The organism is Pseudomonas sp. W15Feb9B (assembly GCF_000828175.1).
Lineage (GTDB): Bacteria > Pseudomonadota > Gammaproteobacteria > Pseudomonadales > Pseudomonadaceae > Aquipseudomonas > Aquipseudomonas parakoreensis.
This window is the reverse complement of sequence record NZ_JTKF01000005.1, coordinates 234,687-248,193: the sequence shown is the minus strand read 5'-3', so window position 1 is coordinate 248,193 and position 13,507 is coordinate 234,687. Positions and strand designations below refer to the sequence as shown.

Annotated in this window: 7 protein-coding genes; all 7 read left to right on the top strand. The window is 62.4% G+C overall.

Going from position 1 to position 13,507, the window contains the following annotated elements:
- Positions 1 to 429 carry an AprI/Inh family metalloprotease inhibitor gene (locus OC71_RS03395; RefSeq protein WP_152620430.1) on the top strand — a complete coding sequence of 143 codons (429 nt, stop codon included), beginning with the start codon at positions 1 to 3 and terminating at the stop codon, positions 427 to 429.
- 203 nt (positions 430 to 632) lie between these two features.
- The gene (locus OC71_RS03390; protein WP_041064173.1) at positions 633 to 2,408 is read left to right on the top strand and encodes a type I secretion system permease/ATPase; all 1,776 of its coding nucleotides are present in this window, start codon (positions 633 to 635) and stop codon (positions 2,406 to 2,408) included.
- Positions 2,405 to 3,754: an HlyD family type I secretion periplasmic adaptor subunit gene (locus OC71_RS03385; RefSeq protein WP_041064170.1), complete on the top strand. Its 1,350-nt coding sequence runs from the start codon at positions 2,405 to 2,407 to the stop codon at positions 3,752 to 3,754. Before OC71_RS03390 ends, OC71_RS03385 begins: the two co-directional genes overlap by 4 nt.
- Positions 3,755 to 3,756: 2 nt before the next feature.
- The gene (locus tag OC71_RS03380; protein WP_041064167.1) at positions 3,757 to 5,127 is read left to right on the top strand and encodes a TolC family outer membrane protein; all 1,371 of its coding nucleotides are present in this window, start codon (positions 3,757 to 3,759) and stop codon (positions 5,125 to 5,127) included.
- A gap of 189 nt (positions 5,128 to 5,316) precedes the next feature.
- Positions 5,317 to 8,268 carry an autotransporter serine protease gene (locus OC71_RS03375; protein WP_041064164.1) on the top strand — a complete coding sequence of 984 codons (2,952 nt, stop codon included), beginning with the start codon at positions 5,317 to 5,319 and terminating at the stop codon, positions 8,266 to 8,268.
- A gap of 224 nt (positions 8,269 to 8,492) precedes the next feature.
- Positions 8,493 to 11,579, top strand: coding sequence for an autotransporter serine protease (locus OC71_RS03370; RefSeq protein WP_041064161.1), 3,087 nt, complete (start codon positions 8,493 to 8,495; stop codon positions 11,577 to 11,579).
- Between the two features lie 56 nt (positions 11,580 to 11,635).
- A complete protein-coding gene (locus OC71_RS03365; RefSeq protein ID WP_041064159.1) occupies positions 11,636 to 13,324 on the top strand; it encodes a polyurethanase in 1,689 nt (562 codons plus the stop codon).
- Positions 13,325 to 13,507: the final 183 nt, after the last annotated feature.

Genomic DNA, 13,507 nt, shown 5'->3' with positions numbered 1-13,507 from the left:
ATGATCCGTAAAGTTTTTACCTACAAGGGAATGGCGTGGCTTTCGGCGGCGCTGATCATGATTTCTGGAGAAGCAACCATGGCAAGCAGCCTCAGACTTGAAGACCCCTCCGTGTTCGCCGGGCAGTGGCAGGCGATTCTGACTGCGCCCGATGACGCCCCAGAGGCGCAGGCATTGCAGGATAAACCCTCGAACACCTGTCTGATCGATCTGGAACCCAATCAGACACTGGGCAAGGGCGCCGAATGCCTGGGGGCATGGCTTGAGCAAGCGCCAGTCGGCTGGTTTCCTGATCCGGACGGCCTGTCGATCACCGGCAAGGAAGGTTCAAGAATCCAGTTCTTCAGCCGACAACGTGATGGGCTTTATCTGAGCACTTTGAAGTCGGGACTGGTGATTACGCTGACGCGCCATACACCGCAGCTGTGAACAACGCCACCGACTGAACCGTTGACTATAAGGTTTGATGTTGCAGTTATAAGCAACAGCTCAATGCAACGAGTGGCGTTGAACTGTTGAAAGTTGTTATTGAAGTGTAAGTGCAAGTTGCAAGAACCCGTCCGGTCTGTGCACGGATAATTAATAGAAGCGTCTCGCCAAAGAATGGCGGGGATTACATTCAGGAATAATCAATGAAGATGGCGAAGGCCCCAGCCACCGCTCCCTTATTCAAGGCTCTGGGTGACTATAAAAGCATTCTGATCAGCGTCGGGTGCTTTACCGCACTGATTAACGTGCTGATGCTGGTGCCCTCCATTTATATGCTGCAGGTCTACGACCGCGTGCTGTCTTCGCAGAACGAAACCACCCTGGCGATGCTGTCCTTGATGGTGGTCGGCTTCTTTGCCTTCATCGGCATGCTGGAAGTGGTGCGCAGTTTCATCGTGATCCGCATCGGCAGCCAACTGGAGCGCCGCTTCAACCTGCGGGTGTATCAGGCAGCGTTCGAACGCAACCTGTTCAAGGGCGAGGGTAATGCCGGGCAATCGCTGGGCGACCTGACCCACATTCGCCAATTTGTCACCGGGCCAGCCCTGTTCGCGTTTTTCGACGCGCCGTGGTTCCCGGTCTATCTGTTCGTGATTTACCTGTTCAACGTCTGGCTCGGGGTCCTCGCCACGGCGGGTGCGCTGCTGCTGATCGCGCTGGCGTGCCTCAACGAATACATGACCAGGAAGCCGCTGGGCGAAGCTGCCGGTTACTCGCAGAAATCCAGTCAACTGGCGACCAGTCACCTGCACAACGCGGAAACCATTCAAGCCATGGGCATGCTCGGTGCGTTGCGCAAGCGCTGGTTCGGCGTGCATTCGCGCTTCCTCGGTCTGCAGAACCAGGCCAGCGACACCGGTGCGGTGATCAGCTCGATCAGTAAAACCCTGCGCCTGTGCCTGCAATCGCTGGTGCTGGGGCTCGGCGCGTTGCTGGTGATCAAGGGCGACATGACTGCCGGGATGATGATCGCCGGTTCGATCCTGATGGGCCGCGTGTTGAGCCCGATCGATCAGTTGATCGCCGTCTGGAAACAGTGGAGCGGGGCGAAGCTCGCCTACCGCCGTCTGGATGCGTTGCTGCAGGCGTTCCCGCCGAGCGACGAGGCCATGGCGTTGCCTGCGCCAAAAGGCCAGATTGCCTTTGAGCAAGTCAGTGCCGGCCCTCCGGGGCAACGCGCGGCGACCCTGCATATGGTCAACTTCGCGATTGGCGCGGGCGAAGTGCTGGGCGTGCTCGGTGCTTCCGGGTCCGGCAAGTCGACCCTGGCCCGAGTGCTGGTCGGCGTGTGGCCGACCCTGGGTGGCACCGTGCGCCTGGACGGTGCCGACATCCATCGCTGGAACCGCGACGAGCTCGGCCCCTATATCGGCTACCTGCCACAAGACATCGAACTGTTCAGCGGCAGCATCGCCGAAAACATTGCCCGGTTCAGTGAAGCCAACCCGGAAAAGGTCGTGGCTGCCGCGCAACAGGCTGGCGTGCACGAGATGATTCTGCGGATGCCGCAAGGTTATGACACACAGTTGGGCGAGGACGGCAGCGGTCTGTCCGGCGGACAGAAGCAGCGTGTCGCATTGGCGCGCGCCCTGTATGGCGACCCGAGCCTGGTGGTGCTCGATGAGCCGAACTCCAATCTCGACACCGTCGGTGAGGCCGCGCTGGCCAGCGCCATCGCCCAGCTCAAAGCCAAGGGCACTACCGTGGTGCTGGTCACACACCGCTCTTCGGTACTGGCCCAGGCCGACAAGTTGCTGGTGCTCAACGACGGTCGTCTGCAGGCATTCGGCAACAGTCAGGACGTACTCAAGGCGCTGTCCGGCGCTCAGGAACAATCACGGGAAAAATCTGCGCAGGCACCGGGCGGGCTCAGCATGAGCCGGCAGTACCAGCCCACGACAAGGAATTCGGGTGTATGAGCAGCGCCAGCATGAACACTGAAAACGAAGCCTCCATGGAACACGCATACGTCACCGAGCGCCCGGAGCGCGATGCGAAATTCTTCGCGCGCATGGGCTGGATTCTGGCCATCGTCGGCGCCGGCAGTTTCTTCACCTGGGCCGCACTGGCGCCGCTGGATCAAGGCATTCCGGTGCAGGGCACCGTGGTGGTGTCGGGCAAGCGCAAAGCCGTGCAGTCAATGAGTGCCGGCGTGGTCAGCCGGATTCTGGTGCGCGAAGGCGAGAGCGTGAAACAGGGCCAGCCACTGTTCCGCCTCGACCAGACCCAGGTCGCGGCCGACGTGCAGTCGCTGCAAGCCCAGTACCGCATGGCCTGGGCCAGCCTCGCACGCTGGCAGGCCGAGCGCGATAACCTCAAGCAGGTGACCTTTCCGGCAGAGTTGAGCAATGATCCGGATCCGCGTCTGGCGCTGGTCCTTGAAGGCCAGCGTCAACTGTTCAGCAGCCGCCGTGAAGCGTTTTACCGCGAGCAGGCCGGCCTGCGTGCCAGCATCGAAGGTGCCACCGCGCAACTGGCGGGCATGCGTCGCGCCCGCACCGACCTCAACGCCCAGGCCGATTCGCTGCAGCAACAACTGAGCAACCTGCAGCCGCTGGCGGACAACGGCTACATCCCGCGCAACCGCTTGATGGAGTACCAGCGGCAGCTGTCGCAAGTGCAGCAGCAACTGGCGGAAAACACCGGTGAAAGCGGCCGGGTGGAGCAGGGCATCCTCGAATCGCGGCTGAAGCTGCAACAACATGGCGAGGAATATCAGAAAGAAGTGCGCACGCAACTGGCCGACGCGCAGCTCAAAAGCGTGACCCTGTCGGAGCAACTGACTTCGGCCGGTTTCGACCTGCAGCACAGCGAGATCCTCGCCACCGCCGACGGCGTGGCGGTCAACCTTGGCGTGCACACCGAAGGCGCCGTGGTGCGTCAGGGCGAAACCTTGCTGGAGATCGTCCCGCAAGGCACCACCCTGGAAGTCGAAGGGCACTTGCCGATCAACTTGATCGACAAGGTCGGCACGCATCTGCCGGTCGATATCCTGTTTACCGCGTTCAACCAGAGCAAGACCCCGCGCGTGCCGGGTGAGGTCAGCCTGATTTCCGCCGACCAGATGGTCGACGAGAAAACCGGCGTGCCGTACTACGTGTTGCGCAGCAGCGTCAGTGATCAGGCGATGGAAAAACTCCACGGCCTGGTGATCAAGCCCGGTATGCCGGCGGAAATGTTCGTGCGCACGGGCGAACGTTCACTGCTCAACTACCTGTTCAAACCATTGCTCGATCGCGCTGGCTCTGCGTTGACTGAAGAATAAGGATGTTCGGCTGTATGAATAAGCTTTCGATGTTGGGGGCGGCGTTCGCGCTGCTCGCAGGAAACAGCGCGCTGGCGGCGATGGGGCCATTCGAGGTCTACGAACAGGCATTGCGCAACGATCCGGTGTTCCTCGGCGCGATCAAGGAGCGCGACGCGGGCCTGGAAAACCGCACCATCGGCCGCGCCGGGCTGTTGCCAAGACTGGGTTACAACTACAACCGGGGTCACAACACCTCGAAGGCCACGCAACTGACCGCTCGCGGCAACCTGACCGAAGACCGCAACTACAATAGCTACGGCTCGACCCTGACCTTGCAGCAACCGTTGCTCGACTACGAAGCCTACGCGGCGTATCGCAAAGGCGTGGCGCAGTCGCTGTTCGCCGACGAGGCGTTTCGCGGCAAGAGTCAGGAGCTGCTGGTACGGGTGCTGGACAACTACACCAAGGCCTTGTTCGCCCAGGATCAGATCGATATCGCCCAGGCCAAGAAGAAGGCTTACGAGCAGCAGTTCCAGCAGAACGAACACATGTTCAAGCAGGGCGAGGGCACGCGCACCGACATTCTGGAAGCCGAGTCGCGCTATGAACTGGCGACTGCCGAAGAGATCGAGGCGCGCAATGAGCAGGACGCCGCGCTGCGTGAACTGGGGGCGCTGGTCGGCGTGCAGACGGTGGACATCAGCGAGCTGGCACCGCTGGATCAGAACTTCCAGACTTTCGCGTTGATGCCGGCCAACTATGACACCTGGCATGAGCTGGCGATCAGCAACAACCCCAACCTGGCGTCGCAACGGCAAGCGGTAGAAGTGGCCAAGTACGAAGTCGAGCGCAACCGCGCCGGGCACCTGCCGAAAGTCAGTGCCTATGCGTCGATCCGCAAGACTGAATCGGACAGCGGCAACACCTATAACCAGCGCTATGACACCAATACCATCGGCTTTGAAGTCAACGTGCCACTGTATGCCGGTGGCGGGGTGTCGGCCTCGACCCGTCAGGCCAGCCGCACCATGGAGCAGGCGGAATACGAACTCGACGGCAAGACCCGCGAAACCTTGATCGAACTGCGCCGCCAGTTCAGCGCCTGCCTGTCTGGCGTCAACAAGTTGCGTGCCTATCAGAAGGCCCTGGCGTCGGCTGAAGCGCTGGTGGTGTCGACCAAGCAAAGCATTCTTGGCGGTGAACGGACGAACCTCGACGCGCTGAACGCCGAACAGCAACTTTTTACTACCCGCCGCGATCTGGCTCAGGCGCGCTATGACTATTTGATGGCCTGGACCAAGCTGCATTACTACGCGGGGACCTTGAACGAACAGGATCTGGCGCGGGTGGATGAGGCGTTCGGACAAGGCCCGAAAAGCAACTCGCGTTAATGCTTGGCACCGAACCTGTGGCGAGGGAGCTTGCTCCCGCTTGAGTGCGTAGCGCTCACCAGATTTGGGCTGCTGCGCAGCCAGCGGGAGCAAGCTCCCTCGCCACAAATAGACTCGCTCGATAGTTCAAGAAGTGCTCGCCCGGCGAAACGGGTCATAACAAAAACATAAGAAAAGTGAGTGGTGAACATGGACGTACGCATCAAGCCGGCAGCGGTCGGCACCCTGTTGCTCGCAGTTTCCATCGCGCAAGCCCATGCGCAGTACCTTGAATCCGGCAAGCCCGGCGATCCCGCCAGTTGGCGCAGCGCCGAATTCCAGCGCGACTGGGGCCTGGCGCGGATGCAGGCCGATCAGGCTTACGCCGCCGGTATCACCGGCAAAGGCGTGAAGATCGGCGCCCTCGACTCCGGCTTCGATGCCGCCCACCCTGAGTTCGCCAGCGACCGCTACCACCCGGTGCTGGCGTCCGGCAGTTACGTCGACGGTTCGCTGTTCAGCGTCAATGGCACCCTCAACTCCAACAACGACTCCCACGGCACCCACGTGGTCGGCACCATGGGCGCCAGCCGTGACGGCACCGGCATGCACGGCGTGGCGTACAACGCGCAGATCTACGTCGGCAACACCAACAACAACGACAGTTTTCTCTTCGGCCCCAAACCCGACCCGCGCTATTTCAAAGCCGCGTATGACGCGCTGGCCGCCGCCGGCGTACGTGCGATCAACAACAGTTGGGGCAGCCAGCCGCCGGATGTCAGCTACCGCACTTTGGCCGATCTGCACGCCGCATACGCTCAGCACTGGAATCAGGGCACTTGGCTCGACGCGGCGGCGGATGTCTCGCGCCGTGGCGTGATCAACGTGTTCAGCGCCGGCAACAGCGGCTACCCGAACGCCAGCGTGCGCTCGGCGTTGCCGTACTTTCAGCCGGATCTGGAAGGCCACTGGCTGGCGGTGTCCGGGCTGGACCAAAGCAATCAGCAGAAGTACAACCAGTGCGGCATCGCCAAATACTGGTGCATCACTACGCCGGGGGCGAAGATCGACAGCACCATTCCGGGCGGCGGTTATGCGATCAAGTCCGGCACTTCGATGGCCGCGCCGCACGCCACCGGGGCCTTGGCGCTGGTGATGGAACGTTATCCGTACATGAACAACCAGCAGGCGCTCGACGTGCTGCTGACCACCGCCACGCAACTCGACGGGTCGGTCACCGATGCGCCGACCGAGCGGGTCGGCTGGGGCGTGGCCAACCTCGATCGGGCGATGCGCGGGCCGGGGCAACTGCTCGGCGCGTTCGATGCCAACCTGGCCGCCGGACAAAGCGATGTCTGGAGCAATGACATCTCCGATAAGGCCCTGATTCAGCGGCAAAGCGAAGACCTCGCCGAACACCGCGCCTGGCAGCAAACCCTGCAGGACAAAGGCTGGCAAAACGGTATTCCGGCCGGCGCCAGTCAGCAGGATCAGACCGACTACGCGGTCGGTATGGCGCGTGATGCCGCAGCGGCCAGGCGGGTCTATCAGGGCAGCCTGATCAAGTCCGGGGCAGGGCGCTTGTTGCTGACCGGTGACAACACCTTCCGTGGTCCGACCACGGTCAATGGCGGCTTGCTCAGCGTCAACGGCTCGCTGGCCTCGGCGGTGACCGTCAACGACAGCGGCACCCTCGGCGGTTCGGGTCGGATCGCCTCGTTGAACGCCAACAGCGGCGGCCGCGTGGCGCCGGGCAACTCCATCGGCACGTTGAACGTGGCCGGTGACGTGACCTTCGCCCCAGGCTCGACCTACGCGGTCGAGCTGTCACCGACCAGCAGCGACCGCATCGTTGCCGGCGGCAGCGCGAGCATCAGCGGTGCCACGGTCAGCCTGTCGCTGGAAAACAGCCCGACCCTGCTCAGCACCACTGAAACCCGCAGCCTGCTCGGCCATTCGTACGACATTTTGCAAGCGGCCGGTGGTATTCAGGGCCAGTTCGGCGCGGTGCTGCCGGATTACCTGTTTATCGGCGGCAACCTCGACTACGCGGCCAACGCCATTCAGCTCGACATCCAGCGCAATGCGACCTCGTTCGCCAGCGTCGGGCAGACCCCGAATCAGCGTGCGGTGGCGACTGCAGTCGAAGGTTTGGGCGCCGGCAACTCGGTGTACGAAAGCTTGCTGCTGTCAGCGTCTGCCGCTTCGGCGCAACAGGCGTTCCAGCAACTCAGCGGGGAAATCTACCCGGCACTGGGCTCGATGCTGATCAATGACAGCCGCCAGTTGCGCGACGCGGTCGGCGAACGTCTGCACGATGCCAACACCACGCCAAGCAATGGCTGGATCAAGGCCCTTGGCGCCTGGGGTTCGACCGACGCCGGTAACGACACTTCGCGCTACAGCACCTCGATCGGCGGCTTGCTGGCCGGTGTTGACGGCGCGCTGGACGAGCAGACGCGTATCGGTCTGGTCACCGGATACAGCGACAGCTCGTTGAACATGGGCTCGGACACACACTCGTCGGCCAAGGTCGACAGCTATCACCTCGGCGCTTACGCCGGTCACGACATCGGCGCCTGGCGCCTGAGCACCGGCGCGGCGTACAGCTGGCATCGCGCCGATGTGAAACGCGATCTGCAATACGGCGACGTCAGCGCCAAACAGAAAGCCAAGGTCGATGCGGCCACCACGCAGGTTTTCGCTGAAGCGGCTTATCGCCTGAACATGCAACCGGTCGCGCTGGAGCCGTTCGCCAACCTCGCTTACGTGCATCTGAACACTGAAGGCTTTACCGAAAAGGGCGACGCCGCGGCACTGAAAAGCTCGGGCGATCAGCGCGACGCAGTGCTCAGCACCCTCGGTGTGCGGGCGGTCAAGCGCTTCAATCTGTCGACTCAACAGTCGCTGGATGTCAGTGGTCGTCTCGGCTGGCAACACAGCTTGAGTGACATTGACGCCGAACAGCATCTGCGTTTCGCCGGCGGTAGCGCACCGTACTCGGTCGAGAGTTCGGCTCTGGTGCGCGATGCGGCGCTGGTCGGCGTGCAAGCCAGCCTGGCGTTAAGCAAGGACGTACGGGTCAACCTCGATTACAACGGACAACTGGCCAACCGCGAGAAGAGCCACGGCGTGGGGTTGAGCCTGAACTGGCATTTTTGACGGACGGTGTACACGTCTCCCTGTAGGAGCATATACCTGTGGCGAGGGAGCTTGCTCCCGCTCGGCTGCGCAGCAGTCGTAAATCCGCCAAGCGCGGTTCGACTGGAAGAATGCAGGGGGCCGCTTCGCGCCCCAGCGGGAGCAAGCTCCCTCGCCACACAAAGCAGCATTCATGAGATTGAAGTAGACGGATTTTTCGCAACAACACTAAGGAAGGTCGCTGGATGAATAACAACAATACCCCCGCGCAAACGGGCGGTCGCTTCGCCATGAAAACCCTCAATTGCGCCGTGATTTGTGCGCTGACCACCTGGGGCACCGCGCACGCGGCGCCTTACGTGGAAAACGGCCGCAGCGGTGATCCCGCCAGTTGGCGCAGCGCCGAGTTCCAGGCGGAGTGGGGCCTGGGCGCCATCGGGGCGGATTCCGCTTACGCTGCCGGCTACACCGGCAAAGGCGTCAAACTTGGGATCTTTGACCAGCCGGTGTACGCCGCGCATCCGGAGTTCTCCGGCCCCAACAAAGTCGTGACCCTGGTCACCAGCGGGATCCGCGAATACACCGACCCTTACATTCCGGTCAAAGCCGGGGACGCGTTCCGCTATGACGGTTCGCCCTCGGTCGGTTCCGACGGCAAGCTCGGCGCCCACGGTACTCACGTCGGTGGTATTGCCGCCGGCAGCCGTGACGGCGGGCCGATGCACGGCGTGGCGTTCGGTGCGCAGATCATCAGCGCCGACAACGGCGACCCGGGCCCGGAAGACGGCATCGTCCGTGGCAACGACGGCGCGGTGTACAAGGCCGGCTGGGATGCGCTGATCGCCAGTGGCGCGCGGATCATCAACAACAGCTGGGGCATCGGTATCACTGACCGTTTCGACCTCGGCGGCCGCGACCCGGCGTATCCACACTTCACCGTCAACGATGCGCAAGTGCAATTCAACGAAATCCGCACACTGCTCGGCACCAAGCCCGGCGGCGCCTACGACGGCGCGATTGCCGCCGCCCGCAGCGGCATCGTGACGATCTTCGCTGCCGGTAACGATTACAACCTGAACAACCCGGACGCCATCGCCGGCCTCGGTTACTTCGTGCCGGACATCGCGCCGAACTGGATCACCGTCGCCGCATTGCAGAAGAACCCGGATCTGGCCAGCGCTAACCCGTACATCATGAGTACGTTCTCTTCGCGTTGCGGTTACACCGCGAGCTTCTGCGTTTCGGCACCGGGCACGAAGATCTTCAGCTCGATCATCGAAGGCACCAATGCCGACAACCTGACCACCGGCTACAAAAACTACAACGGCACCTCGATGGCGGCGCCGCACGTGGCCGGCTCGATGGCGGTGTTGATGGAGCGCTTCCCGTACATGACGGGTGACCAGGTCGCCACGGTGCTGCGTACCACCGCCACCGACCTCGGCGCACCGGGCATCGACGCCTTGTACGGCTGGGGCATGATCAACCTGCGTAAGGGCATTGATGGCCCGGCGATGTTCGTCACCGAGCAGGACATCCCGGAAGAGTTCCGCATTCAGGGGGCCTACGGTTCCGGGCAGTTTGTCGCGGACTTGCCGGGCATCGGCGCGATCATCGACCAGGGCAAACCGACCGAGCGCCTGTGCACCGACATCACTTGCGGCCTCGACACCTGGCGCAACGACATTTCCGGTCACGGCGGCCTGACCAAGCAGGGCATCGGCACGCTGGTGCTGACCGGCAACAACACCTACAGCGGCCCGACTCTGGTCAATCAGGGGCGTCTGGCGATCAATGGCTCGCTGGCTTCGGCGGTCACGGTCAACGACAGCGGCATCCTCGGCGGTAACGGCCGCATCGGTGCACTGACCGCGAAAAGCGGCGGTACCGTCGCCCCGGGCAACTCGATCGGCACGCTGAACGTCGCCGGTGACGTGACCTTCGAGCGCGGTTCGACCTACGCGGTGGAAGTCTCGCCGACCAGCAGCGACAAGATCGTTGCTGGTGGCAAAGCGGTGATTGATGGCGCCACGGTCAGTCTGTCGCTGGAAAACAGCCCGACCTTGCTGACGACGACTGAAGTGAAGAGCCTGCTGGGTTCGCAGTTCAACATCCTGCAAGCGGCCGGTGGCATCCAAGGCCAGTTCGGGCAAGTGCTGCCGAACTACGCGTTCCTCGGCGGCACTCTGGCGTACTCGGCAAACGGCGTGCAACTCGACGTCGGGCGCAACGGCGCGTCGTTCGCCAGTGTCGGCCTGACGCCGAACCAGCGTGCGGTTGGCGCGGCTGCCGAGGGGCTGGGCGCGGGCAATGCGCTGTTCGAAACCCTGCTGCTGTCGCCGAATGCGGCCTCGGCGCAACAAGCCTTCCAGCAACTGTCCGGCGAAATTCACCCGGCCATCGGTACGATGCTGATCAACGACAGCCGCTACCTGCGTGAAGCGGTGGGCGAGCGTCTGCGTGAGCGTGATCTGTTCAATGCCGACGCACCGACTGACGAGCGCAGCAACGCCTGGGTCAAGGTACTGGGTTCGTGGGGCAAGAGCGATGGCGGCCATGAAAACGCCGACTCCAACAGCTCCATTGGCGGGCTGCTGGCCGGTGTCGACGGTTTGATTGCTGAAGATACGCGTCTGGGTTTCGTTACCGGTTATAGCGACAGTTCGTTGAACATGGGCAGTGGCACGCATTCGTCGGCCTCGGTCGACAGCTACCAGCTGGGTGCGTACCTGGGGCATCAGATTGATGCGCTGCGTCTGACCGCCGGTGCGGCGTATAGCTGGCACCGCGTGGACGTGAAGCGTGATCTGCAGTTCGCGGGCGTCAATGGCAAAGAGAAAACCAAGCACGATGCGGCGACCACTCAGGTGTTCACCGAAGCGGCTTACGATCTGCGTCTGCAACCGATGAATCTGGAGCCGTTCGCCAACCTGTCGTACGTGCACTTGAACACCGAGAGCTTCACCGAAAAGGGTGATGCCGCGGCGCTCAAGGGCGGTGAAGACAACCGCGATGTGGTGCTGTCGACCCTTGGTGTGCGTGCCAAGCGCAGCTTCGCGCTGTCGGACAAGCATCAGCTGGAACTGGGCGCGACCCTCGGCTGGCAGCACAACCTGAGCAGTGTCGATGCTGACAGCCACTTGACCTTCGCCAATGGCAACAGCGCGTTCACTGTGCAGAGTGTGTCGATGGATCGTGATGCGGCCGTGGTCGGCGTCCGTGCCGGGCTGGCGCTCAATCGCGATGTCCGGGTCAACCTGGACTACAACGGACTGATCGGTAACAACGAGAAAGACCACGGTGTGGGTCTGACCCTCGACTGGCAGTTCTAAACGCGTGCCGGCAGTCCCTTGCGGGCTGCCGGTTTTGAAGGAAGAGAGAGCACAACATGGGATTGTTCGATTACAAAAATGCCGATGGCAAAGCGTTGTACAGCGATGCCATCGCCCTGACGCTGTATGCCTACACGCCCACCGGCCAGCCTTTGCCGGCGACCGCCTGGAAACCGCTCAGCGCCACGGCACTGGGGTATCAGGGCAAGGTCGGCGCGCAAGGCACGTTCTTCGGCGAGAAGGACGGCTTCACCAGCGCCGAGGCCGAAGTGCTTGGCAAGTACGACGCCGGCGGCAAATTGATCGGCCTCGGCGTGGCCTTTCGCGGCACTGGCGGGCTGGGTTACAGCGACACCTTCGGCGACATGAAGAACAATTTGCTCGCCGCCATCGGCCCATCGGATTACGCGAGCAACTACGCGAAAAATGCCTTCGACAATCTGCTCAAGGCCGTCGCCGCGTTTGCCATCGCCAACGGCATTGCCGCCAAGGACGTGCTGTTCAGCGGTCACAGCCTCGGTGGCCTCGGGGTCAACAGCGTGGCCGAGTTGAGCGCCAGCAACTGGGGCGGATCCTTCAAGGACGCCAACTACATCGCGTTCGCTTCACCGACCCAGAGCAGCACCGGCAATAACGTGTTGAACATCGGTTACGAAAACGATCCGGTGTTCCGCGCACTGGACGGCACCACGTTCAGCAGCGGGTCGCTGGGCAAGCACGACGGGCCGCATGAGTCGACCACCGACAACATCGTCAACTTCAATGACTATTACGCGTCCACCGCGCAGAACCTGGTGCCGTTCAGCATCGTCAATCCGCTGAGCTGGTCGGCCCACGGCTCGTTGGGGTATGCCGATGGCTTGAACCGGGTAATCGACTCGAAGTTCTACAACCTGACGCACAAGGACTCGACCCTCATCGTCTCCAACCTTGAGGAATCGTCCCGGGGCAAGACCTGGGTCGAGGATCTGGGGCGCAGCGGCGAGCCGCACACCGGCAGCACTTTCATCATCGGTACCCAGAGCGGCGACTGGCTGAAGGGCGGGGCCGGTAACGACTTCCTCGAAGGCCTGGGCGGTGATGACCGGTTCCGCGATGACGGTGGCTTTAACATTCTGCTCGGTGGCCAGGGTCACAACACGTTCGAGTTGCAGAAGCCGCTGCAGAACTTCAGCTTCGCCAACGACGGTGACGGCACGCTGTATGTGCGCGACGCCTACGGCGGCATCAGCATGACCCGCGACATCGGCTCATTGGTGAGCAAGGAGTCGGGGTCGTGGTGGGGCAGCAAGGACATCACCTGGGGCGTCACGGCCAAGGGTTTGACCAATGGCAGCGAACTGACCCAGTACACCCATTCGCTCAACGGCGATGGGTACGGCAATGCGCTGCACGCGAGCGCCGACGGTGACTGGCTGTTCGGTCTGGGTGGCGATGACAAGCTGATCAGCGACAAGGGCCACGTGACCTTCGTGGGCGGCGCCGGCAATGACGTGATGACGGCGGTGGGCGGCAACAACACCTTCCTGTTCAGCGGCGCCTTCGGTTTCGACGCGATCAATGGCTACCAGGGCAGCGACAAACTGGTGTTCATGGGCGTCGAAGGCGCGGGGCAGGGCTATGACTACAAGCAGCATGTTGCCCAGTCCGGCGCTGATACGGTGCTGAAGATTGGCGAGTATGCCGTGACCCTGATCGGGGTGGGAGTGGCTAACCTGTCGGACTCGGCGTTCGTCTTCGCCTAGCTCTAATGTGGGAGCGAGCCTGCTCGCGAAAGCGGTGTGCCAGCCAAGCAAATGGCAGCTGACACTCCCTCTTCGCGAGCAAGCTCGCTCCCGCAGATTTGATGTGTAAGTAGTGAAAATGCTCCGGGGCGTGCCCGTGAGGGGCGCCCTGGCTGTGAGCTATCTCTGACAATTCCAACAAAA

What these genes read in the sequence shown, in the direction of transcription:
- OC71_RS03395 (WP_152620430.1), top strand. Translation starts at nt 1, where the DNA reads ATGATCCGTAAAGTTTTTACCTACAAGGGAATGGCGTGGCTTTCGGCG.
- OC71_RS03390 (WP_041064173.1), top strand. Translation starts at nt 633, where the DNA reads ATGAAGATGGCGAAGGCCCCAGCCACCGCTCCCTTATTCAAGGCTCTG.
- OC71_RS03385 (WP_041064170.1), top strand. Translation starts at nt 2,405, where the DNA reads ATGAGCAGCGCCAGCATGAACACTGAAAACGAAGCCTCCATGGAACAC.
- OC71_RS03380 (WP_041064167.1), top strand. Translation starts at nt 3,757, where the DNA reads ATGTTCGGCTGTATGAATAAGCTTTCGATGTTGGGGGCGGCGTTCGCG.
- OC71_RS03375 (WP_041064164.1), top strand. Translation starts at nt 5,317, where the DNA reads ATGGACGTACGCATCAAGCCGGCAGCGGTCGGCACCCTGTTGCTCGCA.
- OC71_RS03370 (WP_041064161.1), top strand. Translation starts at nt 8,493, where the DNA reads ATGAATAACAACAATACCCCCGCGCAAACGGGCGGTCGCTTCGCCATG.
- OC71_RS03365 (WP_041064159.1), top strand. Translation starts at nt 11,636, where the DNA reads ATGGGATTGTTCGATTACAAAAATGCCGATGGCAAAGCGTTGTACAGC.